Consider the following 23,992-nt stretch of genomic DNA (forward strand, 5'->3'; position numbering starts at 1 on the left):
GCGGGAGAGAGGTGGAAGACTGGCAGCGACCCGGACCGAAACTCGTTACGGCTGCTTCCTTCCGGACCTGACCGGGTTGGCGAGGAGCCCGTCCGCGCCAGCCTTCCGCCCCCCATATAGGGTGTCGCCGGGGGGTGACGCAAGGACGGCGTCCACCGGACCGGTCACCTTGAGTTGCGTCCGCTCGCCCCCTATCGTGGACGGCAAGACGGACGACAGAAGCCGAGAGGGCAGCCATGAGCCTTGCCGTACGCGATATCCTGACACGGGGCCCGGTCATTCCGGTCGTGACCATCGAGGATGCCTCGACCGGCCCCGACCTGGCGCGCGCCCTGATGGACGGCGGCATCACGGTGATCGAAGTCACCATGCGCACCCCGGCGGCGCTGGACGCCGTGCGGGCGATCCGCGCGGAAGTGCCCGGGATGATCGCCGGCGTGGGCACCCTGCTCGACCCGGACCGCATTCCCGATGTCCTGGCGGCGGGTGCGCAGTTCGCCGTCTCGCCCGGCCTGGATCTGGCGCTGGTCGATGCCTGCCGGACCGCCGGCCTGCCCCTGCTGCCGGGGATCCAGACCGTCTCGGAAGCGATGGCCGCGCGGCGCGCCGGGCTCGACACGCTGAAGTTCTTCCCGGCAAAGACCTCCGGCGGCCCCGCCGCCCTGCAGCAGATCCAGCCGGTCCTGCCCGATCTCCGGTTCTGCCCGACCGGCGGTATCGGCCAGGCGGATGCCAAGGGGTATCTCGCCCTGCCCAACGTGCTCTGTGTGGGCGGCAGCTTCCCGGCCTCGAGCGATGCCATCCGCCGCCGCGACTGGACGGCCGTCCGCGCCAGTGCGGCGGCGGCCGCGGAGCTGAATGGATGACAGCCTCTGCGGCCGATCCCATCAATCCTTTTGATGACGGCAATAAGGGCGTACCGTGACCCTACGCAATGTTTGAGCGTAGCCAATGCGAGTAGACGACGATCCGATCCTGGCGTCGGCGTTGACGTTCTGGTCCGACAGCCAACCGCCTGACGGGTTACCGACCCGAACAGAGATCGATCCTGTCCGGATACCGCCTCACCTTTTCCCCTACCTCATTCTCGCCGATGTGGTGTCCCCGCAGGGACGGGTCCGCTACCGGGTGGTGGGCGATGAGATGGTCAACCGGTGGGGCACGAATTTCGCCGGGCGCCGGTCCGACGAGATCTTCACCGGCGACTACCGCGACTATCTGGAAACCGCCTTCGCCATGGCGATCGAGCACTGGCTGCCCGTCTTCACCGCGAGCCGGTTCCGCTGGGACGCGGGCGGCTTCCTGTGGACCCGGCGGCTCATGCTGCCGATCGGCGCCACGGATCGGGGGCCGGTCACCCAGGTCCTCGTCGTCCAGACCTGGCCGAACAGCCGCGAGGGTCGGCGCACCGACCCGATGGTGATCGTGCCGGGGACCGCGCCGGTGGAGAACGCCAGGGCCGTCCTGGTCCGCAAGTGACGATTCTGCAACGCGCGCCAAGTGCAATGCTGGCCCGGCGAAAATGCTGTAGCAGCTCACCCGGGATTGCTGTATTTGCAAAAGTCTCACATGGGAACAGACCTATGAACGACCGGCATACCCGATTGGAGCGACGACGACAGGTGCTTCCCAGCATCTGAACGCCCCCGTGCCGGCCGACCGGAACGGGGTTTCGACGCCCTCTCCGGATCAGGTCATCGCCATGTTTCATATCCGCGCCGAACTTCCCGCCGACATTTCCGCCGTCGAGACGCTGAACGATCTCGGTTTCGGCACCGACCGCAAGGGCCGCACCGTCTGGCGTCTGCGTCAGGGTCCGGTTGCCGAGGGCCTGGCCTTCGTCGCCGACGATCCGATGGACGGGCGGGTGCTGGGCACGATCCGGTTCTGGCAGGTCGATGTGGGCAAGGATGTCTCCGCCGTCCTGCTCGGCCCGCTCGCCGTCTGCCCGACCATGCAGGGCCAGGGCATCGGCCGCGCGCTGGTGTCCCACGGGCTGCAGGCGGCGCGCGACGGCGGCTGGGACCTCTGCCTGGTCTCCGGCGAGCCGTCCTACTACACGCCCTTCAGCTTCGAGCCCGCCCCGCCCTACGGTTTCGAGATGCCGGGGCCGCTCAAGGCCGGCTGGCTGCAGGTCCGCGACCTGAAGGCCGGCGCCCTGGATGCGCTCGCCCGCAAGGCGAAGCGGCCGATCCGGCCCTGGAGGTTGGTTCGAGGAGCCGGTGACGTGACCGCGCTCCGGGCAGCCGGGTGAGCGGACTCCTCGGCGACCTTCAGCACACCGTCTTTCTGGGATGGAGCGGCCCGATCTGGGCGGCGGTTGTCGGTGCCTGCATCGTGGCAGGCGTGGTGCGGGGGTTCACCGGCTTCGGCTTTCCGCTGATCGTGGTCACCTCGACCAGCCTGGTGATCGCGCCGGTCGAGATCGTGCCCATCGCCCTGCTGCTCGACATCCTGGCCGGGGTGCGGATGCTGCCCTCGGTACGCCACGACGTGGACCGGCGCGGGGTGTCCTTCCTGGTGCTCGGCGCCCTGCCGGCGATCCCTGTGGGCGCCTGGCTGCTGTCGTCGCTCGACGCGGAGACCATGCGGCTGGCGATCGGCGTGATGGTGCTGATCGCCGTGCTGATCATCGCCCGCGGCTTCCAGATGGCGCGGCCGCCGGCGGCGCCGCTGCTGACCGGCACCGGCATGGCGGCGGGGTTCCTGTCCGGCACCATGGGCATGCCCGGCCCGCCGGTGATCCTGCTCTATCTGTCGTCGCCGCTGCCGGTGGCGACCCTGCGGGCGACCTCCATCGCCTTCTTCCTGTTCAGCGACCTGGCCGCCCTGGCGGCGATGCTCTGGTTCGGGCTGATCACCGAGTCCGTCGGATGGCGCGCCCTGGTCCTGGTACCCATCGTGGAACTGGCGGTGCTGGGCGGCCGGCATCTCTACGGCATCGCCGACCCGGCCCATGTGAAGCGCGCCGCGCTGGTACTGCTGACCGTGCTCGCCGTCGTGGCGATCGCCAAGAGCGTGCTCTAGGCCCTTACCCCAAAAAATAACCCGACTTCCCGGACGGTCCCCGCCCGAGGCGGGGAGCGAGCCGGGACCCTGAACCGGGCGTCCGGGACAAGATCCCGGATCAAGTCCGGGAAGTCGGAATAGGGAGGGGGATTGCGCAACGCTCACGCCGCCCGCGCGCCCTCCTGGACGATGGTGAAGCGGGCGAGGCAAATGCTGCGGGTCTCCACCGCCACCTCCTCCCAGGCCTTATGCGCCTCCTGCGGACAGCGATACGGCCCCAGGATCCGCTCGGTCCCCTCCACCACCCGGTCGAAGGCCGTGCTGGCGTACTCGCCGCCGATCACCCAATAGCGATGTTTCGACATGACGTGTCCTCCTCTCACTCGGCCGCGGTCTGAAGCGCGGACTGCTTGCGGAACTGCGCGACCTCGGTGCTGTCGGCCAGCGCGGTGGTGGACGAGGCCCCGCCCTTGATGGCGACGGAGACCGCGTCGAAATAGCCGGTGCCCACCTCGCGCTGGTGGCGGGTCGCCGTGTAGCCGTTCGCCTCGCTGGCGAATTCGGCATCTTGCAGCTCGGAATAGGCCGCCATGCCGCGCTGGGCATAGCCGCGGGCCAGCTCGAACATGCCGTGGTTCAGGCTGTGGAACCCGGCCAGGGTCACGAACTGGAACTTGTAGCCCATGGCGCCGATCTCGCGCTGGAACCGGGCGATGTCGTCCTTGTCCAGGTTGGCCGCCCAGTTGAAGGAGGGCGAGCAGTTATAGGCCAGCATCTGGTCCGGGAACTGCGATCGGATCGCCTCGGCGAAGCGCCGCGCCTGGTCGAGATCGGGGGTGGAGGTCTCCATCCACAGCAGATCGGAATAGGGCGCGTAGGCGAGGCCGCGGGCGACGCAGCGCTCGAAGCTGGTGCCGTCCTTCAGCCGATAGAAGCCTTCGGCCGTCCGCTCGCCGGTGAGGAACGGATGGTCGCGCTCGTCCACGTCGGAGGTGATGAGCTTCGCACTCTCGGCGTCCGTGCGGCAGATGATCAGCGTCGGCACGCCCATGACGTCGGCGGCCAGCCGGGCGGCGTTCAGGGTGGCGATGTGCTGCTGCACCGGGATGAGCACCTTGCCGCCCATATGGCCGCATTTCTTCTCCGAGGCGAGCTGGTCCTCGAAATGGATGCCGGCCGCGCCGGCCTCGATATAGGCCTTGGCCAGCTCGAAGGCGTTGAGCGCCCCGCCGAACCCGGCCTCCGCATCGGCGACGATCGGCGCGAAGAAATCGGTGTCCCCATCGCCTTCCATCGTCTGGATCTGGTCGGCCCGCATGAAGGTGTTATTGATCCGGCGCACCAGCTCCGGGCCGGAATTGACCGGATACAGGCTCTGGTCGGGATACATGGCCCCGGCGCTGTTGGCGTCGGCGGCGACCTGCCAGCCGGACAGGTAGATGGCCTTCAGCCCGGCCTTCACCTGCTGCATCGCCTGATTGCCGGTCAGCGCGCCGAGCGTGTTCACGTAGGGCTCGGTGTTGAGCAGATGCCACAGCCGTTCGGCCCCGCGCCGAGCGAGCGTATGCTCGACCCGCACCGAGCCGGCCAGCCGGGCGACATCGGCCATGGCGTAGTCGCGCCGCACATTGTCGAAACGGCCGAGCCCGGCCTGGGTATGGTCCTCGAAACTGGTCATGCCTTCGATCCTCTTCCTCGGTCCTGCGACGTCTTCTGCTGCGTCGCAATGTGAAGAGACCGTAGGAGCAGGCTCTGGAATGGGTCCATAAGATGTTGTTTGAAAAAGAGTAAATATGTAACAGGCGTAAATCCAATCCGCCTGTTCCTGTAAAATTCGTAAAGTGTTCGCATCTGCAAAAAGAGCGATCTAGACTGTCTTCCCGACAAGATGCGGACCAAGGGGAATGGAAAGCCTCGATCGCAAGGCCATGCTGGGCCACAAAGTCCGGCGCTTCAGAATGGATACCGGGCTGAGCCAGACCGAAATGGCGGCCCAGATCGGCATTTCCCCCAGCTATCTCAATCTGATCGAGCACAACCAGCGGCCGGTGACCGTGCCGCTGCTGTTCAAACTCGGCCAGACCTTCGAGATCGACCTGAAGGCCTTCGCCGAGGATGACGACCAGCGGCTCGCCGCCGGCCTGTCGGAGGTGTTCGGCGACACCCTGTTCGAGGGCCAGCGGGTGTCCGACCGGGAAATCCGCGAGCTGGTCGGAGCCGCCCCCGCCGCCGCCCAGGGCGTGCTCAGCCTCTATCGGGCGTACCGCCAGCTCTGGGACACCGCCCAGGCGCTGGCCCATCGCGAGGGCGGCGACGGCGGTCTGGAAGCGTCGATGTCGGTGGCGCCGGTCGAAGAGGTCCGAGATTTCCTCCAGGCCGAGAACAACTATTTCGACCCGATGGAGCGGCTGGCCGAGCAGGTCTGGGACGCCGCCAAGCTCGACCGCGACGCCCTGTTCGCCGGTCTGCGCGACCATATCGAGCGCGATCACGGCATCGGCGTGCGGGTCATGCCGGTGGAGGTCATGGGCGATACCCTGCGCCGCTGGGACCACCACCGCCGACGCATCCTGATCTCCGAGGCGCTGCTCGGCTCCGGGCGGGTGTTCAACCTGGCGGTCCAGTTCGTCCTGATCACCGAGCGCGACCTGCTGGACGATCTGGTCGATCGGGCGGGCCTGTCCGGCGACGAGGCGCGGGGTCTGCTGCGGGCGACGCTCGCCGCCTATTTCGCCGGCGCCCTGATGATGCCCTACGCCCCGTTCCTGAAAGCGGCGCAGGAGCTGCGCTACGACGTGGAGCTGCTGCGCCGCCGCTTCGGGGCGAGCTTCGAGCAGGTCTGCCACCGGCTGACCACCCTGCAGCGGCCGGGCGCGCGCGGGGTACCGTTCTTCTTCCTGCGGATCGACAATGCCGGCAACATCTCCAAGCGGCTGTCCGGCGGCGGCTATCATTTCGCCCGGTTCGGCGGCACGTGTCCCCGGCTCGCGGTGCATGACGCCTTCCGCACCCCGGGCCAGATCCAGACCCAGGTGGCCGGCCTGCCCGACGGCACGACCCTGTTCCTGCTGGCCCGCACCCTGGACGTCAGCGGCGGCGGGCGGGATCCTCTGCAGCCGCGCTATGCCATCGCGCTCGGCTGCGAATGGAAGGAGGCCAAGCACCTGCTCTATGCCGACGGCCACGACCCCAAGCGTAAACCGGCGGCCACCCCGGCCGGCGTGAGCTGCCGCGTCTGCGAGCGGCTCGACTGCACCCAGCGGGCGCATCCGCCGGTCAACCACCGCCTGCGCATCGACGACAGCATGCGCCGGACCCAGCCTTTCGACTTCGCGAGGTAGACACATGGATGGATTTCTCGACCACATTGCCGGGGCCCTCGGCGATGACGAACCCGCATCCTTCGCCGTCACCGGCGAGGGCGGCCTGCCGTCGGTCTTCGCCGTGACCGACCTGGCGACCGCGACCATCGGGGCGGCATCGGTGGAAGTCGCCCGGCTGATCGCTCAGACGACCGGGTCCGCGCCGGACGTGACCGTGGACCGGCGTCAGGCCTCGTTCTGGTACGACCTGACCTTCGAGCCCCAGGGCTGGGACATTCCGGGCATCTGGGATTCGATCGCCGGCGACTATCCGACCAAGGACGGCTGGATCCGGCTGCACACCAACGCACCGCACCACCGCGCCGCCGCCCAGCGGGTCCTCGGCGACCATGCCGACCGTGCCGCCATGGCCCCCGCCGTCGCCCGATGGGAGGCGAAGGCGCTGGAGGATGCCGTGGTGGCGGAGAACGGCTGTGCCGCGGAGATGCGCTCCATCGAAGCCTGGAAGGCGCATCCCCAGGGCATGGCCGTCAATGCCGAACCGCTGATCCACATGGACTGGACACCTGGCACGCCCGACGGCCGCGACGTCGATCCGGCCCGCCCGCTCGCCGGGCTGAAGGTATTGGACTGCACGCGTGTGCTGGCCGGCCCCGCCTGCGGCCGGTTCCTCGCCGGGTTCGGCGCCGACGTGCTGCGGGTCGACCCGCCCTGGTGGGAGGAGCCGCTGCTGGAGCCCGACATGACGCTGGGCAAGCGCTGCACCGGCCTGGACCTGACCAAAGAGGCCGACCGCGAGACCTTCGCCCGGCTGCTGTCGGAGGCCGACCTGTTCATCCACGGCTACCGCAGCGACGCGTTGGAGAATATCGGCTTCGGCGTCGCGAAGCGCCGGGCGCTGAACCCCGCCCTGATCGACGTGTCCCTGGACGCCTACGGCTGGAGCGGGCCGTGGAAAACCCGCCGGGCCTTCGACAGCCTGCTGCAGATGTCGAGCGGCATCGCCCATGCCGGCATGGTCCGCCGGGGTGCGGACAAGCCGGTGCCGCTGCCGGTCCAGGCGCTGGACCATGCCACCGGCTACCTCATGGCCATCGCCGCCCTGCGCGGGATCGCCGAACGGCGGACCAGCGGCAGGGTCCTGCGCGCCCGGACCTCGCTGGCCCGCTCGGCCAAGCTGGTGACCGACAACGATCCGACGGAACGGGACGGCCCCCTGGCGCCGCGCGGCCCGGCCGACTCCTGGCCCGAGCCGGAGAGCACCGGACGAGGCCCGGCGCTGCGGCTGAAACCGCCGGTTACGATCGCCGGCTGCGCGATGCGCTACGACCGGCCTGCAACCAACCTGCGGTCGTCGCCGCCGTCCTGGTAGGCCGGCGAATCTCGCCTCCATGGTTGACCTGGGGCCAGGAACGTTAATTTATGGGGCATCCTGACTAGTCTCGGACCGTCCATGCGCCTCCTGATCGCCTGCCTGGCCCTCGCCGCCTCTCTTCTCGCTGCGCCTCCCGTCTCCGCCCAGATGCCCGGCCTTGCGACCGGATCCGGCTCCTCCGGGTCCCAGGAAGCGACGACCCCGGAGGAGAAAGCGCCTGAGACGGCGGCCGACCTGCGGCAGCTGATCCAGACCCTGGAGGACCCCGAACGGCGCGCGCAGCTCCTGAGCGACCTGCGTACCCTGCTCGAAGCCCAGAGGAGCGGGACCGACAACGCCGCAGGCACCGCCCGTCGCCCCGGCGAAGGCGCCAAGGAAACCGAAGACGACGGCCATTCCTTCAGCAACCAGCTTTCCGATGCGGTGGTCAATCAGGGCGAGCGGGTGCAGCTCGTGTTCTCCGAAGTGTGGGACGCGGTGATCGCCATCCGCGACCTGCCGGAGTGGCTGGACGACCAGATCAATGTCGAATACCGCCGGAAGTTCTGGATCGAGATCGCCACCGTCGGTCTCGGATTTCCGATACTGGTGGCGCTGATCGCCCGCTGGCTCACCGGCCTCGCCCTGGGCGGAACGATCCAACGTCTGCGCAATGCCGAAGTTCCTACGATCCAGGCCAAGGTCTTCACCGCGCTCTTCCGCACCGTCCTGGAGGCGTTCACGGTCGCCGCCGTGCTCGGCGCCGGTTGGGCGGCCCTGGTGGTCGTGCCGCGCAGCTATCAGGCCGAACAGATCGCGCTTGTGGTGATCCAGGCGATTGCCGTCCATACCGGTATCGGCGTGCTGGCCAGGCTCATCCTGGCGCCTTTCGCCCCCCATCTCAGAATCTTCCGGGTCGGGGACGAGATGGCCGCCTATCTCTATCTTTGGGTCATGCGCCTCACCGCGGTCGGGGTGATCGGCTACGTGATCTCGCAGACCGCCCTGCCGCTGGGCGCCGGCTATGTCGGATCCCACGCGTTGGAGGTTGCCGCGGCGGCCGTCATGACCGGTATGCTGCTGATCCTCGTGACCCAGCTCCGTCCCACGGTGCGCGAGGTGATCCGCGGCGGCGGCAAGAGCGTCGTGCGCCGCCGGTTCGCCGATATCTGGAACCTGCTGGCGAGCCTGTACATCCTGGTCGGCTTCGGGATCTTCGTTTCCGGTGCGCAGGACGGGTTCCTGTTCATGCTCCGCGCCACCGTCATCACGATCGTCACCGTCGCCATCGCCCTCACCGCCCAGCACATCGCCAACAAGCTGCTGGATCGCCTCTTCGCTGTCGACGAGGAACTCGAGAAACGGTTTCCGGGCCTGCGCAAGCGCGCCAACCTCTATCGCCCGACCCTGAAGAAGGCGGTCGATATCGTCATCTTCATCGTCGCCGCGGTCGCCATTCTGGAAGGCTGGAACGCCGGGGTCATCAGCGCGCTCGACGCCCAGACCCAGACGGCGGTGCTGCGCTCGGCCGGCACCATCATCCTGGTGCTGATCGTCTGCATCGTGATCTGGGAACTCACCGCCAGCGGCATCGCCCGAGCCCTGTCCGGCACGAATTCCGACGGCAGCCCGCGCGAGGCGAGCAGCCGGACCAAGACCCTGCTGCCCCTGCTGCGGCGCGCGGTGCTGGTCGCCCTGGTGGTGTTCGGCGGCCTGATCGTGCTCTCCGAACTCGGCATCGACATCGCCCCGCTCCTCGCCGGTGCCGGTGTCGTCGGCCTGGCCATCGGCTTCGGCTCCCAGGCACTGGTCCGCGACGTCATCACCGGCCTGTTTATCCTGATCGAAGACACCGTCGCGGTCGGCGACGTGATCACGGCGGGCGGCCATACCGGCGTGGTGGAAGACATGTCGATCCGCACCATCCGGCTGCGCGACCTGGAGGGGTCGGTCCACATCATCCCGTTCGGCGACGTGACCTCGGTCATCAACCTGACCAAGGACTTCTCCTACGCGCTGCTCGATGTCGGCGTGGCGTATCGCGAGGATACCGACCGGGTCAGCGAGGTGATCAAGGAGGTCGCCGACGAGATGCAGGCCGACGAGGCCTGGAAGGCCCTGTTCCTCGATCCGATCGAAATCCTCGGCGTGAACGAGCTGGCCGACAGCGCGGTGATCATCCGCTGCCGGATCAAGACCCCGCCGATCAAGCAATGGGGCGTGAAGCGCGAGATGCTGCGCCGCCTGAAGAAGCGGTTCGATGCGGAGAACATCGAGATCCCGTTCCCGCACACCACGGTCTATTTCGGCGTCGACGCGGCCGGCAAGGCGCCGCCGGCCCATATCACCCTGCAGGCCGAAGAGGCCGCCAGGCAGATCGCACCGCCGCCCGACGCCACGGTCGAGGAGGTCACCCCGCCGAAGCAACCGGCCACCGACCCGCCGCCGGAAAGCGACGATGGGGTGGGCCGCACCTAGCGCTGTAGCGCCGGCCCTGCCCGACCTGTTAAACTCCTGACCTTCGCCGCGTTTCCTCCCGGTCCATGCGCACCCTGTATCATCTGGCACTCTCTCCGCAGTCCCGTCTCATCCGTCTGGTCCTGGGCGAGAAGCGCATGGAAGTGCATCTGCGCGCCGAGCCGGTCTGGGAGCGCCGAGACGAATTCCTCGCGATCAATCCGGCCGGCGAGGTTCCGGTCCTGGTGGAGGACGACGGCAGCACGATAGCCGGCTCCCAGGCGATCGCCGAATACCTGGAGGAATGCGACGACACGGTGCCGCTGCTGCCGGGCACCATCGCAGACCGGGCGGAGATCCGCCGGCTGGTCTCCTGGTTCGACCGCAAGTTCGACCGCGAGGTCACCGACCTGCTGGTCGGCGAGAAGGTCATGAAGCGGTTCCTCGGCATCGGCGAGCCGTCCAGCTCCGCGATCCGCGCCGGCCATGCCAATCTGCAGATCCATCTCGCCTATATCGCCTGGCTGGCGGAGCGCCGGACCTGGCTCGCCGGCGACAAGTTCTCCCTGGCCGATCTCGCCGCCGCCGCCCACCTGTCCTGCGTCGACTATCTGGGCGACGTGCCCTGGGACCACGCGCCGGAGGCCAAGGAGTGGTACGCAAGGGTGAAGTCCCGCCCGGCCTTCCGCTCCCTGCTGGCCGACGCCGTCCCCGGCCTGCGCCCGGTGGGCCACTACGCGGACCTGGATTTCTGAGCAGGCCGGGCGCGTCAGACGAAGATCGAGTCCAGGTCTCCCGAGCCGAGACCGATCAGCTTCACCGTCCCGTCGTCGAGCCATAGGGTGACGCCGTCGCTGGCGTCGGTCGCCCGCAGCATCGTGCCACTCAGCCGGTCGCCCTCACCCACCGAAAAGTCGGAAATCGTGTCCTGGCCGGGCCCGACGATGAACAGGTCCGAACCTGCGCCGCCGGTGAAGACATCGTCCCCCATGCCGCCGGAGAGAACGTCGTTCCCGAGATTGCCGAACAGACTGTCGTCGCCGTCACCGCCAACCAGCGTGTCGTCGTCCTGCCCGCCATAAAGGCTGTCGTCGCCAGCCCGGCCCATCAATGTATCCGTCCCCCGGTTGCCGTAGAGAATGTCGGAACCTGCATTGCCGATGACCTCCTGCGCTCCGTCACCGCCTGACTGGGCAGTCGCCGGGAGGTCCGTACGCTTCTCACCGTAGATCGACTCCAGATTGGCAATGTCCTTGTCGGTCGGCACGCTCGCGGCGTTGCGGATAGCGTGAATCATCACGCTATCGTTGCTCTCATGCTCCAGACCGATGATATGCCCGACCTCGTGGATCGACAGGGTGGTGAAAATCTCCGGTTCGATCCGATTCATATCGTCGACGTCATACACCACCTCGCCCCAGTATAGGGCGTATGCCCAGATGCCGAAGACATTGTCGATCCCGGCGCTCGTGAAGCTGAGGCTGTTTTCGGCACCCGTGCCATGGGTCGAGAAGTCGACATTGGTCAGCGCCTCCCATGTATCGAGGGCGGTATAGATCGACTCCTTCTGCGCGACCGTGAAACTGTCGTCCAGACTCACCGACACGGTGCAGATACCATCGCCGTCCCGGTCGAAAAGTGCGGTGATCGTCATCGTCGTATCCTCCCCTGCGTGGACGCCCACCCTTTCGGCATGGGTCGAGAGAGTCAGCCCTTCACCCGCATTATTTTCAGGGTCATTCTATCCGCATTTCCCGCTTAACGCGAATCTTCCTGTCACTATCCCGCGCCTCTGAACGCCGTTTCTAACGATAAGGACAGAGCAACAGCGACGGACAGGTCACCATCAAAGTCGAGCTCCTGTAAGATTTCAGCGACGCCTAAAGGGAGTTCATCTGGTCCGGCCTCGACACATGGGAGCAGGTCTCGAACGTCCACTTTTCCAACGCATCCGGTCGTCAATTGGAGCGCGGCAGAGGGCGTCGTCACCGCCTGGGCGCCTCGGTCACCCTGATCGGCGTCACGACCGACGAGATCTCCTTCGCCCTGGTCTGAACCACCGGCGCGCAATCCCGTTTGACCGCCCCCGCGTCAATGCCGTTACTCTGCGGCCAACCATAAGCGCTGGGAGGCGACCCCGTGACCGATACGCTCGTAACGTTTTCGCTGGAGGATGGGCTTGCCCGCCTGAACTTGAACCGGCCCGATGCCGGCAATTCCATCACGCCGGACATGGGACTGGCGCTGATGAAGGCGGCGGTGCGCTGTTCCACCGACGGCGCGGTGCGGGCGGTGCTGCTGACCGGGGCGGGCAAGAATTTCTGCGTCGGCGGCGACCTGAAGACCTTCAAGGAAGCCGGGCCCGGCGTCGGCGCCCTGATCAAGGAGACCACGGCCTACCTGCATGCCGCGTGCTCCACCCTGGCGCGGATGGACGCGCCGCTGGTGGTCGCGGTCCAAGGTGCGGCGGCGGGAGCAGGGCTGTCGCTGGCGCTGCTGGGCGACCTGGTCTACGCGGCGGAGAGCTCGAAATTCACGATGGCCTACACGGCGGCCGGCCTCTCGCCGGATGGCGGCTCGACCTTCCTGCTGCCCCGGATGGTCGGGCTGCGCCGCGCCCAGGAACTGACCCTGACGAACCGCCGCCTGTCCGCCGCCGAGGCGGTGGAATGGGGGATCGCGACCGCGTCCGTCGCCGACGATGCGCTGCTCGCCAAGGCCGAGGAGACCGCCCGCAGCCTGGCATCCGGGCCGACCCGCTCGTTCGGCCGGGCCAAGCGCCTGCTGATCGACAGTTTCGATACCCCGTTCGAGACCCAGATGGAGAAGGAGGGGGCGGCCATCGCCGCCGCCTCGGTCGAGCCGGACGCCCAGGAGGGTCTGGACGCCTTCCTCAACAAACGGGTCCCGACCTATCGCGGAACGCCGTGAGGGAGCCGTTGGGCGGCTGGCGCGTTATCCCTGCGCAACGGCCACATATGGGACCTCCATGATCGATCGAATCATCCAGACCGGCGTCATCGGTATCTTCACCGCCCTGTTCGTGCTGCTGGTCGGCGTCGCCGCGTGGTTCCAGCACCTCTACACCTGCTTCACCGAGGAATCCTGGGGCTTCCTCATCGCCGGGGCGATCTTCTTCCCGATCGCCATCATCCATGGGATCGGCGTCTGGTTCGGGATCTGGTGATCGGCGGCTAGCCCAGGATATCCGTCGCCCGATGCCCGTCGGCGACGCCGTCGATCAGGATGACACTCCCCTGTGAGTGGCCGGTGCGCAGGGGCAGGATCCGCCGATATGCCTCCGACGCGTACCAGGCGCGGGCCCGGCCCATGTCCGGAAAGCCGATCACGATCAGATCGCCTTCCCAGGCGCCCTCCAGTACCTCCGCCCGGCCGCCATGGATCAGGTAGCGCCCCTCATACGGCGCCAGTGTGGCGTCGATCTGCCGGAGATACGCGACGATCTCCGGGCCCAGCTCGACACCGGCGAGATGGGCGATGGCATAGGCCGCCATGGTCACGCCCTCCCCATGGCGCGATACGCGGTCAACTCCAGCCAGGTGAGCCCGCAGACCGCGGCCGCCTGGACCAGGATGAAGGCCGCGCCGAGCAGGTTGGGGGAAATCGCGCCGCCGACCAGCGCCAGGCTCCCGGCGACCCAGGCGGCATTGCCCAGGATCACCAGCCAGACGGCCGGACTGCCCAGCATCCAGCGGCCGATGGCGGCGATGACCAGGGCCAGCGGGATCAGCGCCGCGCCGGCATAGGTCAGCAATGCCGAGGGAATGTCGGTTAGGCCGGCAAGCGTCGGTGCCGCGGTGACGAGACCCGCGCCCAGGGCCAGGCAGGTGGCGGCGTCGAGATAGAGCACGCGGCGAAGGGACAGGGTGGGTCGATCGTTTGGCATGACAGGCTCCGTGGTTGCATCGCGCCCCGGATGGGGTGCGCGCATCCTTCGCCGCCGAGCGAAGCCCGTCGATTACCTCCCAGGTAATTGGCGGTCCTGCGGTGCGGGGCTAGGGTTGCGCCATGAACAGCACCGTCTCCGCCCCGACCTTCGGTCCGCTGCTGCGCGACTGGCGCCGCCGCCGGTCGCTCAGCCAGCTCGCGCTAGCAGCCGATGCGGAGGTCTCCCAGCGACATCTGAGCTTCATCGAGAGCGGCCGCAGCACGCCCAGCCGCGACATCATCCTGCGCCTGGCGGAGCGCCTCGCCTTGCCCCTGCGCGAGCGCAACCAGCTTCTTGTCGCCGCCGGCTACGCCCCGGTGTTCCAGGCCCGCGGCCAGGACGATCCGGCGATGGCGGCGGCGAATAAGGCGGTCGCACTGATCCTGGAACGCCACGCCCCGTTTCCGGCCCTGGCGATCGACCGGCACTGGACCCTGGTGCACGCCAATGCGGCGGTCTTCGGCTTACTGGACGGGGTCGATCCAGGCCTGCTGACCCCACCGGTGAACGTGTTGCGCCTCAGCCTGCATCCGGACGGGCTCGGCGGGCGGATCGTCAATTTCCGGGAATGGCGGGACCATGTGCTGCACCGTCTGGCCGAGCAGGTGAGCCTGACAGCGGACCCGGTCCTGACGGCCCTGCTCGAGGAGCTGCGCACCTATCCGACCCCGCCGGGCGCGGCCCCGCATCGCCGCGGCTCCGCCCCTGCGCTTGCGGGGGTCGCCGTCCCGTTCCGTCTGCGGACGGCGGGCGGGATTCTGTCGTTCCTTAGCACGACGACTGTCTTCGGCACCGCGCTGGACATCACGCTGTCGGAACTGGCCATCGAGGCCTTCTTCCCGGCCGACGACGAAACCGCGGCCGCCCTGATGGACGGTCGAGACAGCGGACGAAGATGAGAGGGGAATGGCGCACCCGACAGGATTCGAACCTGTGACCTCTGCCTTCGGAGGGCAGCACTCTATCCAGCTGAGCTACGGGTGCGACTCGGCCGGAACCTAATGGTCCCGAGCGGTTTAGGCAAGAGCCGCGTGCAACGGCCGATGAACCGGGCCGCTTGGTCGAGGCGGGTTGCCGGGATCCGGCGGCTGGCGCACTCTTTTCCCAACAAAAAGCCGACAGACTGAACAGGGAAACGCCGACATGACTTCCGAGTCCTCGCCCGGACCGGCCTCCGATGCCGTGCCCGCTGCCGCCGCAGCCCCGTCCGAGACCGTCGACGTTCTGGTGATCGGCTCCGGGGCCGGCGGGCTGTCCGCCGCCGTCACCGCCGCCCATCGCGGGCTGAGCGTGCTGGTGGTCGAGAAGGAGCCTGTGTTCGGCGGCACCACCGCGCGCTCCGGCGGCTGGCTGTGGATTCCCTGCAACGGCCCCTCGGCCCGGGAGGGCATCCAGGACAGCATCGAGTCCGCCCGCACCTACCTGCAGCATGAGGCGGGCAACCATTTCGACCCGGCGCGGGTCGACGCCTTTCTGGAGAACGGCCCGAAGATGGTCGATTTCTTCGAGAAGCAGACCGAGGTCGACTTCATTACCGGCACCGCCTTCTCCGACTACCACCCGACCGTCCCCGGCGGCATGGAGGGCGGCCGGTCGATCTGCGCCGCGCCGTTCGACGGACGGCGCCTCGGCGACGAGGTCAAGCGGCTGCGTCCGCCGCTGAAGGAAATCACCGTGCTCGGCATGATGATCGGCTCGGGCAAGGAGCTGCTGCATTTCTTCAACGTCACCAAATCCCTGACCTCGGCCGGTTTCGTGGCGAAGCGGCTGGTCAGTCATTTCTTCGACGTGGCGACCAAGGGCCGGTCCATGCGGCTGACCAACGGCAACGCGCTCGCCGGCCGGCTCGCGAAATCAGCGTTCGACCGCGGCGTGCGGCTGTGGACCTCGGCCCCGGCGGTCGAGCTGGTGGTGGACGGCGACGGGGCGGTGACCGGTGCTGTGGTGGAGCGCGCGGGGAAGCGGATCACGATCGCCGCCCGTCGCGGGGTCGTCCTGGCCTCCGGCGGCTTCCCGCAGGATCCCGACCGCCGCAAACGGCTGTTTCCCCATGCCCCGACCGGCGCCGAGCACCACTCCCCCGCCCCGCCGGGCAATACGGGGGACGGGTTGCGGCTGGCCGAGGCGGCGGGCGCGAGCCTGGACGAGAGCCTGCCGAACGCGGCGGCCTGGGTCCCTGTCTCCAAGGTCCCCTGGCCGGACGGGTCGGTCGGGGTTTTCCCGCACTTCATCGACCGGGCCAAGCCGGGCGTGATCGCCGTCGCACCGGACGGCCGGCGCTTCGTGAACGAGGGCAATTCCTACCACGACTTCGTCCAGGCCCTGGTCAAGGCCTGCGACGGCACGCCGGGAGAGGCGCGCGGCTGGCTGGTCACCGACCACCGGGCGATCCGCAAATACGGCCTGGGCTTCGCCAAGCCCTTTCCGCTGCCGCTGACGCCGTATCTGAACTCGGGCTATCTGAAGCGCGACCGGTCGGCGGTCGAGCTTGCCCGGGCGATCGGCGTGGACCCGGAGACCTTCGAGAAGACGATCACCCGGTTCAACACCTTCGGTCCCGGCGGCGAGGATCCGGATTTCGCCAAGGGCTCCACCGCCTATAACCGCTTCCAGGGCGATCCGGAGATCAAGCCCAACCCCTGCGTCCACCCGCTCAACACGCCGCCGTTCTACGCGGTCGAAGTGGTGGCGGGGGACCTGGGCACCTTCGCCGGGATCAAGACCGACGCCAATGCCCAGGCGGTCGGCCCGGACGGCAGGCCGATCCCGGGACTCTATGCGGTGGGCAACGACAATGCGTCGATCATGGGCGGCAACTATCCCGGCGGCGGCATCACCCTGGGGCCCGCGATGACCTTCGGCTATGTGATCGGCAACCACTTGGCCGACACCGCCTGACCCGACCGGTCAGACAATCACCCGGTCGAGCAGGGCCAGAAGGCGGGTGAGGTCGTCGGCCGCCAGCTTGCCGTCGGTACTCTTGGCGGTGTGCTGACGCCAGACGGCCACCCCGTGATTCATCGCCGAGATCGACGCGGCGATGTCCCAGAACAGGGTGCTGGAATCCTTCAGAAACTCGATGAACGGCCGGGCGTCGCCGCCGCGCACGAACAGATCCTCGTAGGCCTGGTTGTAGATCCGCAGGATCTCCGAACTGTTCTTCAGGTGCCGGGCGAAGGCGCCGGCCACCTGGCGCGCCTTGGCTTCGAGCTCCTGGCGGACCGAAGCCTTCACGTAGTGGGACGGCACCGCGCCCTTGGTGTGCAGCCAGTCGGCGAAGCCGAGCAGGGTGCGCTGGCCGCGCTTGTACTGGAACTCGTAATAGGTCACGCCCTTCCAGGAGTAGTAGATCTCCCCGGCCTGCTCCGGGTCGATGCGGAAGACCTGGGTGATCGGGGCGAGATAGTCCAGGTCCTTGCCCTGCCACAGCTTCAGGATGAACTGCTCGGCGACCTCGGCAGCCTTGGGCGAGGTGGGATCGACGACCCGGGTGGTAATCGGCTTGAACTTGCCCAGAATGTACTTCTTGATCTCCTGGAACTCGCTCTCCGAGATCTCGAAATAGGCCTCCGGCGCCTTGATGCCGTCGGTCTCCAGCCGGTCGCGCAGCAGGAACGGGTCGAGGGAGGGCAGCTCCTCGATCAGCTCGATCAGCCGACGGTCGCGGGCGATCGCCCGCCCCTCCTCGTCCTGGCGGAAACCGGTGAGATGGAACAGCGCCTCCGCCCGGCCGCGATACACGCTCAGGTCCAGGCTGTTGCCGCCGCCGGCGATGTCGTCGACGTCGAACGGAATGTAGAGGAAGGTCGCGATGTCCCCCTTCTCGACCCGCGGCGTCAGGTCGAAGGTGACGGTCTTCAGCGCGCCGTTCTCCAGGATCTCGGCGGTATTCGCCTGCACCGCGCCGGAGCGGTTCGGCGAGGCGGCGTCCTTGGGGCGTTTGATGAAGACGGCGTCGTTCAGGCTGCGGTGACCGAAAAGAAACGTCTCGGTTTCGCCGCGGACGGTTTCCAGCTTTCGCGTGATGGCAGCCACGTTGAAGATGCGGCTGGCGCCGGAAGCGAGCGTCTCGCGCAGAGCATGGTCTTCAGCCGCCATGGCCGGATCCGCCCGCTATCTGAAGACCGGATGGCGTCATGGCGAAACAGTATCCCCGGCCGGCGGACGGCGCAATCGAACCGTCACAGGTCGAGAGCGGAATGCCCGCCGGGCGCCGCGGGCGGTATCCTGGATACGGTCCGCCCTTGGATCGGCTAGACCTTGGCGGTTCAATATGTTTGTTCGGTGCCCGAGACGGCTGGGGAGTCGCTGGATGCGCTACGGATTGATCGCAGGACTGTTGCTCGCGGTGGCGGCGTTGCTTGGCGTGTCCGGGCCGGCGAAGGCCGAGCCGCCGGCGACCTTCGCCGGGCGCCCGACCCTGACCTTCGTCTACGAGACCGAAGCCAATCCGCCGCGCTATCTCGGCAAGGGCACGGCGATCAACTGGGATCGGCCGGGCCTCACCCTGGACCTGCTGCGCGAGCTCGGAAGCCGGCTCCAGGTCAATCTGGTCCTGGAACGCTTTCCGTGGAACCGGGGTCTGTATCTGGTGGAAACCGGTGAGGCCGACGGCATCTTCCACGCCAGCTACAAGAAGGAGCGGGAGCGGATCGGCGTCTATCCGAAAACGGCGGACGGCGCGGTCGATCCCACGCGGGCGATCTTCACCCAGGCCTATTACCTCCACGTCCTGCGCGGGTCGCCGGTGCGCTGGGACGGCACGACCCTCTCCGGTCTCGGCGACAAGCCGGTCGGGGCGACCGCGGGCTATTCCGTCGTCGGGGATCTGGAGGCGATGGGCGTGCCGGTGGAAACAGGGAAAATACAGGGACTCAACCTCAACAAGCTGGTCGCCGGCCGGATCGCCGCCTATGCCGAGCTGGAAAACATGGCCGCCGCCGCCATCGCCACCGATGCGGCCGCCTATGCCGATGTGGTCAAGCTGGAGCCGCCGCTGATCGCCAAGCCCTATTACCTGCTGCTGTCCCACGCCTTCGCGGACCGCGATCCGGCCCTGGCCGAGGCGGTGTTCGAGACCATCGCCGAGATCAACGCAGACCCGGCCTTCCAGGCCCGGGCGTCGGATTACGCCGCCGCGGATGCCTCCCGGTGACGGCCGCCGGCCAGAACAGGGAACGCAGCACGGAGCCGTCCCCTTCCACCCGCTCGACCGTAACCGGGCGACTGTTCCGCACCGCCTTCTTTCTGTATCTGGCGGCCGCCATCGCGATCACCGGCGCCCTGGTGGCGGAGACCTATCTCTGCGCCAGGGCCGACCTGGAGCGCGAGCTCTCGATCCACCGGCGCGCACTGGAACGCACCCTCTCCGGACCGCTCTGGTCGCTGGACCGGGATGAGATCGCAGAGATCGCGGCCGCCACCGCCGGCCTGCCGGAGATCGTCGGAATCGTGATCCGCGACCACAACCGGACCGGCGAGTTCGCCCGAGCGGGCGATGTTCCCGATCAACCGAGCGCCGAGGCCGAGCCGCGCGACAGACCGGGCGACGGCATCGCCCTGTCCTTCCCGGTCGACTACAGCCATGCGGTCGGCCAGACCCGCGTCGGGTTCGTGACCCTGTTCACCAGCGAGATGGTGGTGCTGGAGCGGGTCCGCTGGCACATCGCCCTGCTGGTGCTCGCCGCGCTGCTCAAGACCGCCATCCTGTGGTTCATCTTCAAACGGGTGGGCCGGTCGATCCTGGTGCGCCCCCTGGCGGCCCTAGTCGACGCGACCCGGCGCACCGGTTTCGACAAGCTGGAGCCGGTCGAGTTCGACGCGGCCACTGCTCGGGCCGCGGCGGGCACGGAAATCGAGACCCTGCGATCCACCTTCAACGACATGATCGGCCAGTTGCGCCGCAGCCGCGACGCGCTCTCCGTCCTGAACACCGAATTGGAGGCGCGGGTCGGCGAGCGCACCCGGGAACTCGAGGCCCGCACCGCCGAAGCCTCCGCCGCCACCGCCCGGGTCGAGCAGGCCCGGCGACAGGCCGCCGCCGCTCTGGAGGAGGCCGAACGGGCCGCCCGGGCCAAGGCGGAATTCCTGGCCCTGGTCGGCCACGAACTGCGCACGCCGCTCAACTCGGTGCTGGGCTTCTCCGAACTGATCCAGCGGCAGGTGAGCACCCGGCAGGACGACGTGAACCCGGCCCAGATCGCCAGCTATGCCGGCTCGATCCACGAGAGCGGCACCCAGCTTCTCACCCTGATCACCGACATCCTCGACCTGTCGCGCATCGAGGCGGGCCGGATGGAGGTGACGCCGGAATGGATCGACACGGCGGCCACCACCCGCACCGTGGTGGAGATGATGCGCGACCCGGCGACCAAGCGCCGGCTGTCGCTGGAATGCCTGGTGAAGCCGGACCTGCCGATGCTGAAGGTGGATCCGCGGCGGTATCGGCAAATGCTGATGAACCTGCTGTCCAACGCGCTGAAATACACCGAGCCCGGCGGCGAGATCCGGATCGACGGCTACCGTCGGCCCGACGGCTGGCTGGAGATCGTGGTCGCCGATACCGGCGTCGGCATGCCCGCCTCCGACATCGCCATCGCCCTGGAGCCGTTCGGCCGGGCGGGCGACCCGACCACCCGGCGGCTCGCCGGGGCCGGCCTCGGCCTGCCCCTGGTCGCCCGGATGATGCAGCTTCACGGCGGCCGGCTGGCGATCGAGAGCGCGATCAACGCCGGCACCAGGGTGATGCTGCGCTTCCCACCCAACTCGGTGCGAGACGAGTAGGGTATTTTTCTCTCTGTTCCAGTTAGTTCATCGGTTATCTTCACCGCGAACCTAAACTGGAATCGACGATGGCCCGATCCTCTTCCAGCACGGCGAAGCCGGCGCGCAAGGGCAAGACCAGGTCCAGCGCCAAGGCCGCCGGGAGCCGCGCCGAACCGCATTTCGGCGGGGCGCGCAAAGGCAAGGGGCCGGCGAAGGCCGCGTCCGCCCACCCGGGTGCCCGGCGGAAGAGAAGCGCCGGCCGCGGCTCCACCCGACGCAGCGGCGGAGCCCGGCGCTCGCTGCTGGGCCGGCTGATCCGTCCGCTGCTGAAATGGGGGTTCCTGGCCGCGTTCTGGGGCGGCATCGTGGTCGCCGGCATTCTCGTCTGGCACGCCTTCCAGCTTCCCGACATCACCGATCTCGACCGCTACACCCGTCCCGGCTCGGTGCGGATGACCGCGTCGGAAGGCGGAATGTTCGCCTCCTACGGCCCGCTGCATGGCGACCCGGTGACGGTGGGGGAGATGTCGCCGCACCTGCCGGCCGCCGTCATCGCCATCGAGGATCGGCGCTTTCCCTATCATTTCGGTGTCGATCCGATCGGTCTGGCCCGCGCCATGGCGGTGAACCTGTGGGCCGGGCGCGTGGTCCAGGGGGGCAGCACCCTGACCCAGCAGCTCGCCAAGAACGTCTTCCTGACCCACGACCGCAGCCTGTCGCGGAAGATCCAGGAACTGCTGCTGGCCTTCTGGCTGGAACGGGAGTTCACCAAGGACGAGATCCTGTCGATCTACCTGAACCGGGTGTATTTCGGCGCCGGGGCGTACGGGGTGGATGCGGCGGCCCGCAAATACTTCTCCAAGAGCGCGCGCGACCTGACCCTGGGCGAAGCCGCCCTGCTGGCCGGGATGCTGAAGGGGCCGTCGCGCTACAGCCCGGCCGCCGATCCCGACCTGGCGCAGCGGCGCACCGCCGTGGTGCTCAACGCCATGGCGGATATCGGCTACATCAACCCGGAGACGGCCCGCCAGGTCGCCGCCGATCCCTACCGGCTGAGCGGGCCGGTCGGCCGCGGTGCGGGCCACCGGTATTTCTCCGACTGGATCTACGATCAGGTCCCCAGCTTCGTCGGCGCGGTATCCGACGACCTGTCCGTGGCCACCACCCTGGACCTGAGGCTGCAATCCCTGGCCGAGCAGGCGGTGCGCGACGGCCTCGCCCGGGGCGGAGCGATGGGGGTCGGCCAGGCCGCGCTGGTGGCGCTCGATCCCCATACCGGGGCGGTGCGCGCCATGGTAGGCGGCGCGGATTTCCAGAGCAGCCAGTTCAACCGCGCCGTCCAGGCCCTGCGCCAGCCCGGCTCGCTGTTCAAGCCCGTGGTCTTCCTGGCCGCCCTCGAACAGGGCTGGCAGCCGGGCGACCTGATCAACGACACGCCGATCACGGTCTCGGGCTGGTCGCCGGGGAATTTCGACGGCAAGTACGACGGGGTCATCACCCTGACCGAGGCGCTGGCCGAAAGCCGCAACGCCGCCACCATCCGCCTGCAGGAGATGGTCGGACGGGGCAAGGTGCGCGACGTGGCCCGCCGCCTGGGCTTCTCCGACGAGCTGACCCCGGGCCCCAGTCTAGGGCTTGGGGTGGACGAGATGAGCCCGCTCGATGTCGCCGGGATCTACGCCACTTTCGCCAATGGCGGCCGTCCGGTCACCCCGCACGGGATCCAGGAGATCCGCGGGCGCGGCGGGGCGACCCTGTACCGGCTGTCGAGCTCCGGCCTGCCCAGCCAGTTCTCCGGTCCGGCGGCGGCCACCCTGACCGCGATGATGATGGAGACGGTGACCGGCGGGACCGGCCACAAGGCTGCCCTCGACCGGCCCGTCGCCGGCAAGACCGGCACGAGCCAGAACTACCGCGATGCCTGGTTCGCCGGCTTCACGGCGGATCTGGTCGCCGTGGTCTGGATCGGCAACGACAACGGGGCGGCCATGAAGAAGGTCACGGGCGGCGGGCTTCCGGCGGAGATCTTCCACGATTTCATGACGGCGGCCCATGCGGGCCTGCCCCGCCGCGCCCTGCTCGGCCGGTAGGGCGCCTCAGGCGGCGGTGAACGCCGGCAGCGGATCGGCCGGAAGGCCGGGCATCGCACCGGAAACATGGGCGCCGGCCACGGCACGCGGGGCCCGGTCGTCCAGCATCTCGCGGATCGTGCACTTGCATTTGCCGCATTGGGGAACGGCACCGCAGGCCTTGTAGACCTGACCGACGGTCTCGGCCCCGCCATCGATGGCCTGGGTCACGGTGCGGGTGTTCAGAGCGTTGCAGATGCACACGTACATGAGCGTTCCCTCGAAGTTGAGGTAAGCTCGCGCTCTTGCGACTGATTGTCAATAGCGAGATATGGGACTCCGCGAATGGCCGGTCACGGGTCGCCGGGAACCCCGTAGCTCGGCGCCTGTGAGGGATCCAGGGCCCGGGTGACGTAGCTGTCCATGTCCGGTTTCCACATCTCCCACAGTGCCGTCAGGTCGGCGATGGGCGTCTCGGAATAATCGACCCGCAGGTCCGCCACCGGCCAGGAGACCTCGGCCTGGATCAGCAGCCCGGCGGAATGCACCGGCCCCGCCTCGCCGCCCGCCGCCAGCCCGGCCTGCAGCGCCCGGATCAGCCGCTTGCCGAAGGAACTGCCCGACCGGGATTCAAACGCCTCCACCATGGCGGCGATCACGTCCTCACCCGCCAGCATGTTGCCGGCGGCCACGCAGTTCTTCCCTTCCGCCGTGGCGTAGGTGCCCAGCGTCTTCTCGCCGCTATACGCCGCAGTGCCGCCCTGGGCGTCGATCAACGCGACCTGGCGGTAGGCGATGTGGTCCGAGGTTTCCACGATCCGATCCAGCACGGTGCGCGCAGGCAGTCCGGTCTCCAGCAGGTCCAGGGCGCGCGGGCCGATCCGCGGATCGGTGATGTTCTGGGTCGCCACCGCGCCGATCCTGGCCCGGGTGAAGGCGCAGCGCGCTGCCACGGCGGTGGAGGAGGAACTGACGACGATGCCGAAGGCGCCGGTGATCTCGCAGCGGGCGGTCAGGGAAAACGTCACGGGCATACTCCGTGGGGTCACAGGGCGAAAGGGAGACG

General features: G+C 68.2%; 23 protein-coding genes, 1 tRNA gene and 1 other RNA gene. 15 read left to right on the forward strand and 10 right to left on the reverse strand.

Annotated features, from left to right (window positions below; translation table 11 throughout):
- Positions 1 to 13: 13 nt before the first annotated feature.
- Positions 14 to 104, reverse strand: an RNA gene (ffs, locus tag T8K17_RS03835) — signal recognition particle sRNA small type.
- A gap of 132 nt (positions 105 to 236) precedes the next feature.
- On the opposite strand from ffs, the gene eda reads away from it, so the two are divergent.
- The 4 genes from eda (at position 237) to T8K17_RS03855 (ending at position 3,027) form a co-directional block, all read left to right on the forward strand.
- The gene (gene eda, locus T8K17_RS03840; RefSeq protein WP_322333184.1) at positions 237 to 866 is read left to right on the forward strand and encodes a bifunctional 4-hydroxy-2-oxoglutarate aldolase/2-dehydro-3-deoxy-phosphogluconate aldolase; all 630 of its coding nucleotides are present in this window, start codon (positions 237 to 239) and stop codon (positions 864 to 866) included.
- Positions 867 to 951: 85 nt separating this feature from the next.
- On the forward strand, positions 952 to 1,479 hold the full coding sequence (locus T8K17_RS03845; RefSeq protein WP_322333185.1) for a PAS domain-containing protein: 528 nt from the start codon (positions 952 to 954) through the stop codon (positions 1,477 to 1,479).
- 223 nt (positions 1,480 to 1,702) lie between these two features.
- Complete coding sequence (locus T8K17_RS03850) at positions 1,703 to 2,254, forward strand: N-acetyltransferase (protein WP_322333186.1); 552 nt, start codon at positions 1,703 to 1,705, stop codon at positions 2,252 to 2,254.
- The gene (locus T8K17_RS03855) at positions 2,251 to 3,027 is read left to right on the forward strand and encodes a sulfite exporter TauE/SafE family protein (protein ID WP_322333187.1); all 777 of its coding nucleotides are present in this window, start codon (positions 2,251 to 2,253) and stop codon (positions 3,025 to 3,027) included. The genes T8K17_RS03850 and T8K17_RS03855 overlap by 4 nt, the downstream gene beginning before the upstream one ends.
- 143 nt (positions 3,028 to 3,170) lie before the next feature.
- On the opposite strand, the gene T8K17_RS03860 is transcribed toward T8K17_RS03855, so the two are convergent.
- Together T8K17_RS03860 and aceA are read right to left on the reverse strand one after the other, a co-directional pair.
- Positions 3,171 to 3,374, reverse strand: a complete 204-nt coding sequence (locus tag T8K17_RS03860) for a hypothetical protein (RefSeq protein WP_322333188.1) — start codon at positions 3,372 to 3,374, stop codon at positions 3,171 to 3,173.
- A 14-nt stretch (positions 3,375 to 3,388) separates the two neighbouring features.
- Positions 3,389 to 4,687 carry an isocitrate lyase gene (gene aceA / locus T8K17_RS03865; RefSeq protein ID WP_322333189.1) on the reverse strand — a complete coding sequence of 433 codons (1,299 nt, stop codon included), beginning with the start codon at positions 4,685 to 4,687 and terminating at the stop codon, positions 3,389 to 3,391.
- 226 nt (positions 4,688 to 4,913) lie between these two features.
- On the opposite strand from aceA, the gene T8K17_RS03870 reads away from it, so the two are divergent.
- From T8K17_RS03870 to T8K17_RS03885, 4 genes are all read left to right on the forward strand, one after another.
- A complete protein-coding gene (locus T8K17_RS03870; RefSeq protein ID WP_322333190.1) occupies positions 4,914 to 6,350 on the forward strand; it encodes a helix-turn-helix domain-containing protein in 1,437 nt (478 codons plus the stop codon).
- A gap of 4 nt (positions 6,351 to 6,354) precedes the next feature.
- Positions 6,355 to 7,704, forward strand: a complete 1,350-nt coding sequence (locus T8K17_RS03875; protein WP_322333191.1) for a CoA transferase — start codon at positions 6,355 to 6,357, stop codon at positions 7,702 to 7,704.
- Positions 7,705 to 7,785: 81 nt separating this feature from the next.
- Positions 7,786 to 10,164 carry a mechanosensitive ion channel domain-containing protein gene (locus tag T8K17_RS03880; protein WP_322333192.1) on the forward strand — a complete coding sequence of 793 codons (2,379 nt, stop codon included), beginning with the start codon at positions 7,786 to 7,788 and terminating at the stop codon, positions 10,162 to 10,164.
- 65 nt (positions 10,165 to 10,229) lie between these two features.
- Complete coding sequence (locus tag T8K17_RS03885) at positions 10,230 to 10,898, forward strand: glutathione S-transferase family protein (RefSeq protein WP_322333193.1); 669 nt, start codon at positions 10,230 to 10,232, stop codon at positions 10,896 to 10,898.
- A gap of 14 nt (positions 10,899 to 10,912) precedes the next feature.
- Here T8K17_RS03885 and T8K17_RS03890 read toward each other — a convergent pair whose 3' ends face one another.
- Positions 10,913 to 11,797: a matrixin family metalloprotease gene (locus tag T8K17_RS03890; protein ID WP_322333194.1), complete on the reverse strand. Its 885-nt coding sequence runs from the start codon at positions 11,795 to 11,797 to the stop codon at positions 10,913 to 10,915.
- Positions 11,798 to 12,282: 485 nt separating this feature from the next.
- Between T8K17_RS03890 and T8K17_RS03895 the strand changes: the two genes are divergently transcribed.
- Complete coding sequence (locus T8K17_RS03895; RefSeq protein WP_322333195.1) at positions 12,283 to 13,074, forward strand: enoyl-CoA hydratase-related protein; 792 nt, start codon at positions 12,283 to 12,285, stop codon at positions 13,072 to 13,074.
- A gap of 58 nt (positions 13,075 to 13,132) precedes the next feature.
- The gene (locus tag T8K17_RS03900; protein ID WP_322333196.1) at positions 13,133 to 13,330 is read left to right on the forward strand and encodes a hypothetical protein; all 198 of its coding nucleotides are present in this window, start codon (positions 13,133 to 13,135) and stop codon (positions 13,328 to 13,330) included.
- A gap of 7 nt (positions 13,331 to 13,337) precedes the next feature.
- On the opposite strand, the gene T8K17_RS03905 is transcribed toward T8K17_RS03900, so the two are convergent.
- Both T8K17_RS03905 and T8K17_RS03910 read right to left on the reverse strand, forming a co-directional pair.
- A complete protein-coding gene (locus T8K17_RS03905) occupies positions 13,338 to 13,658 on the reverse strand; it encodes a DUF1330 domain-containing protein (RefSeq protein ID WP_322333197.1) in 321 nt (106 codons plus the stop codon).
- Between the two features lie 2 nt (positions 13,659 to 13,660).
- On the reverse strand, positions 13,661 to 14,050 hold the full coding sequence (locus T8K17_RS03910; RefSeq protein WP_322333198.1) for a hypothetical protein: 390 nt from the start codon (positions 14,048 to 14,050) through the stop codon (positions 13,661 to 13,663).
- A gap of 122 nt (positions 14,051 to 14,172) precedes the next feature.
- Between T8K17_RS03910 and T8K17_RS03915 the strand changes: the two genes are divergently transcribed.
- Positions 14,173 to 14,991, forward strand: coding sequence for a helix-turn-helix transcriptional regulator (locus T8K17_RS03915; RefSeq protein ID WP_322333199.1), 819 nt, complete (start codon positions 14,173 to 14,175; stop codon positions 14,989 to 14,991).
- 8 nt (positions 14,992 to 14,999) lie between these two features.
- Here the strand turns inward: T8K17_RS03915 and T8K17_RS03920 are convergent.
- Positions 15,000 to 15,076 (reverse strand) — tRNA-Arg (locus T8K17_RS03920).
- A 159-nt stretch (positions 15,077 to 15,235) separates the two neighbouring features.
- Here T8K17_RS03920 and T8K17_RS03925 point away from each other — a divergent pair.
- Positions 15,236 to 16,990, forward strand: a complete 1,755-nt coding sequence (locus T8K17_RS03925; RefSeq protein ID WP_322333200.1) for an FAD-dependent oxidoreductase — start codon at positions 15,236 to 15,238, stop codon at positions 16,988 to 16,990.
- A 9-nt stretch (positions 16,991 to 16,999) separates the two neighbouring features.
- Here T8K17_RS03925 and T8K17_RS03930 read toward each other — a convergent pair whose 3' ends face one another.
- Complete coding sequence (locus T8K17_RS03930; protein WP_322333201.1) at positions 17,000 to 18,190, reverse strand: hypothetical protein; 1,191 nt, start codon at positions 18,188 to 18,190, stop codon at positions 17,000 to 17,002.
- Between the two features lie 214 nt (positions 18,191 to 18,404).
- Here T8K17_RS03930 and T8K17_RS03935 point away from each other — a divergent pair, with 214 nt between their 5' ends.
- The 3 genes from T8K17_RS03935 (at position 18,405) to T8K17_RS03945 (ending at position 22,947) form a co-directional block, all read left to right on the forward strand.
- Complete coding sequence (locus tag T8K17_RS03935) at positions 18,405 to 19,247, forward strand: transporter substrate-binding domain-containing protein (protein WP_322333202.1); 843 nt, start codon at positions 18,405 to 18,407, stop codon at positions 19,245 to 19,247.
- Positions 19,244 to 20,875, forward strand: a complete 1,632-nt coding sequence (locus tag T8K17_RS03940) for a sensor histidine kinase (protein WP_322333203.1) — start codon at positions 19,244 to 19,246, stop codon at positions 20,873 to 20,875. Before T8K17_RS03935 ends, T8K17_RS03940 begins: the two co-directional genes overlap by 4 nt.
- Before the next feature lie 68 nt (positions 20,876 to 20,943).
- On the forward strand, positions 20,944 to 22,947 hold the full coding sequence (locus T8K17_RS03945) for a PBP1A family penicillin-binding protein (protein ID WP_322333204.1): 2,004 nt from the start codon (positions 20,944 to 20,946) through the stop codon (positions 22,945 to 22,947).
- Between the two features lie 6 nt (positions 22,948 to 22,953).
- Here the strand turns inward: T8K17_RS03945 and T8K17_RS03950 are convergent, their stop codons facing one another.
- Both T8K17_RS03950 and T8K17_RS03955 read right to left on the reverse strand, forming a co-directional pair.
- Positions 22,954 to 23,196, reverse strand: coding sequence for a (2Fe-2S)-binding protein (locus tag T8K17_RS03950; RefSeq protein ID WP_322333205.1), 243 nt, complete (start codon positions 23,194 to 23,196; stop codon positions 22,954 to 22,956).
- An 83-nt stretch (positions 23,197 to 23,279) separates the two neighbouring features.
- Positions 23,280 to 23,954, reverse strand: coding sequence for a DUF1028 domain-containing protein (locus T8K17_RS03955; RefSeq protein WP_322333206.1), 675 nt, complete (start codon positions 23,952 to 23,954; stop codon positions 23,280 to 23,282).
- Positions 23,955 to 23,992: the final 38 nt, after the last annotated feature.

This window comes from Thalassobaculum sp. OXR-137, assembly GCF_034377285.1.
Taxonomy (GTDB): domain Bacteria; phylum Pseudomonadota; class Alphaproteobacteria; order Thalassobaculales; family Thalassobaculaceae; genus Thalassobaculum.

Excerpts from the sequence above, each read along its gene's own strand:
- eda (WP_322333184.1), top strand. The coding sequence starts at position 237 with ATGAGCCTTGCCGTACGCGATATCCTGACACGGGGCCCGGTCATTCCG.
- T8K17_RS03845 (WP_322333185.1), top strand. The coding sequence starts at position 952 with ATGCGAGTAGACGACGATCCGATCCTGGCGTCGGCGTTGACGTTCTGG.
- T8K17_RS03850 (WP_322333186.1), top strand. The coding sequence starts at position 1,703 with ATGTTTCATATCCGCGCCGAACTTCCCGCCGACATTTCCGCCGTCGAG.
- T8K17_RS03860 (WP_322333188.1), bottom strand. The coding sequence starts at position 3,374 with ATGTCGAAACATCGCTATTGGGTGATCGGCGGCGAGTACGCCAGCACG.
- aceA (WP_322333189.1), bottom strand. The coding sequence starts at position 4,687 with ATGACCAGTTTCGAGGACCATACCCAGGCCGGGCTCGGCCGTTTCGAC.
- T8K17_RS03870 (WP_322333190.1), top strand. The coding sequence starts at position 4,914 with ATGGAAAGCCTCGATCGCAAGGCCATGCTGGGCCACAAAGTCCGGCGC.
- T8K17_RS03875 (WP_322333191.1), top strand. The coding sequence starts at position 6,355 with ATGGATGGATTTCTCGACCACATTGCCGGGGCCCTCGGCGATGACGAA.
- T8K17_RS03880 (WP_322333192.1), top strand. The coding sequence starts at position 7,786 with ATGCGCCTCCTGATCGCCTGCCTGGCCCTCGCCGCCTCTCTTCTCGCT.
- T8K17_RS03885 (WP_322333193.1), top strand. The coding sequence starts at position 10,230 with ATGCGCACCCTGTATCATCTGGCACTCTCTCCGCAGTCCCGTCTCATC.
- T8K17_RS03890 (WP_322333194.1), bottom strand. The coding sequence starts at position 11,797 with ATGACGATCACCGCACTTTTCGACCGGGACGGCGATGGTATCTGCACC.
- T8K17_RS03900 (WP_322333196.1), top strand. The coding sequence starts at position 13,133 with ATGATCGATCGAATCATCCAGACCGGCGTCATCGGTATCTTCACCGCC.
- T8K17_RS03905 (WP_322333197.1), bottom strand. The coding sequence starts at position 13,658 with ATGGCGGCCTATGCCATCGCCCATCTCGCCGGTGTCGAGCTGGGCCCG.
- T8K17_RS03910 (WP_322333198.1), bottom strand. The coding sequence starts at position 14,050 with ATGCCAAACGATCGACCCACCCTGTCCCTTCGCCGCGTGCTCTATCTC.
- T8K17_RS03915 (WP_322333199.1), top strand. The coding sequence starts at position 14,173 with ATGAACAGCACCGTCTCCGCCCCGACCTTCGGTCCGCTGCTGCGCGAC.
- T8K17_RS03925 (WP_322333200.1), top strand. The coding sequence starts at position 15,236 with ATGACTTCCGAGTCCTCGCCCGGACCGGCCTCCGATGCCGTGCCCGCT.
- T8K17_RS03930 (WP_322333201.1), bottom strand. The coding sequence starts at position 18,190 with ATGGCGGCTGAAGACCATGCTCTGCGCGAGACGCTCGCTTCCGGCGCC.
- T8K17_RS03935 (WP_322333202.1), top strand. The coding sequence starts at position 18,405 with ATGCGCTACGGATTGATCGCAGGACTGTTGCTCGCGGTGGCGGCGTTG.
- T8K17_RS03945 (WP_322333204.1), top strand. The coding sequence starts at position 20,944 with ATGGCCCGATCCTCTTCCAGCACGGCGAAGCCGGCGCGCAAGGGCAAG.
- T8K17_RS03950 (WP_322333205.1), bottom strand. The coding sequence starts at position 23,196 with ATGTACGTGTGCATCTGCAACGCTCTGAACACCCGCACCGTGACCCAG.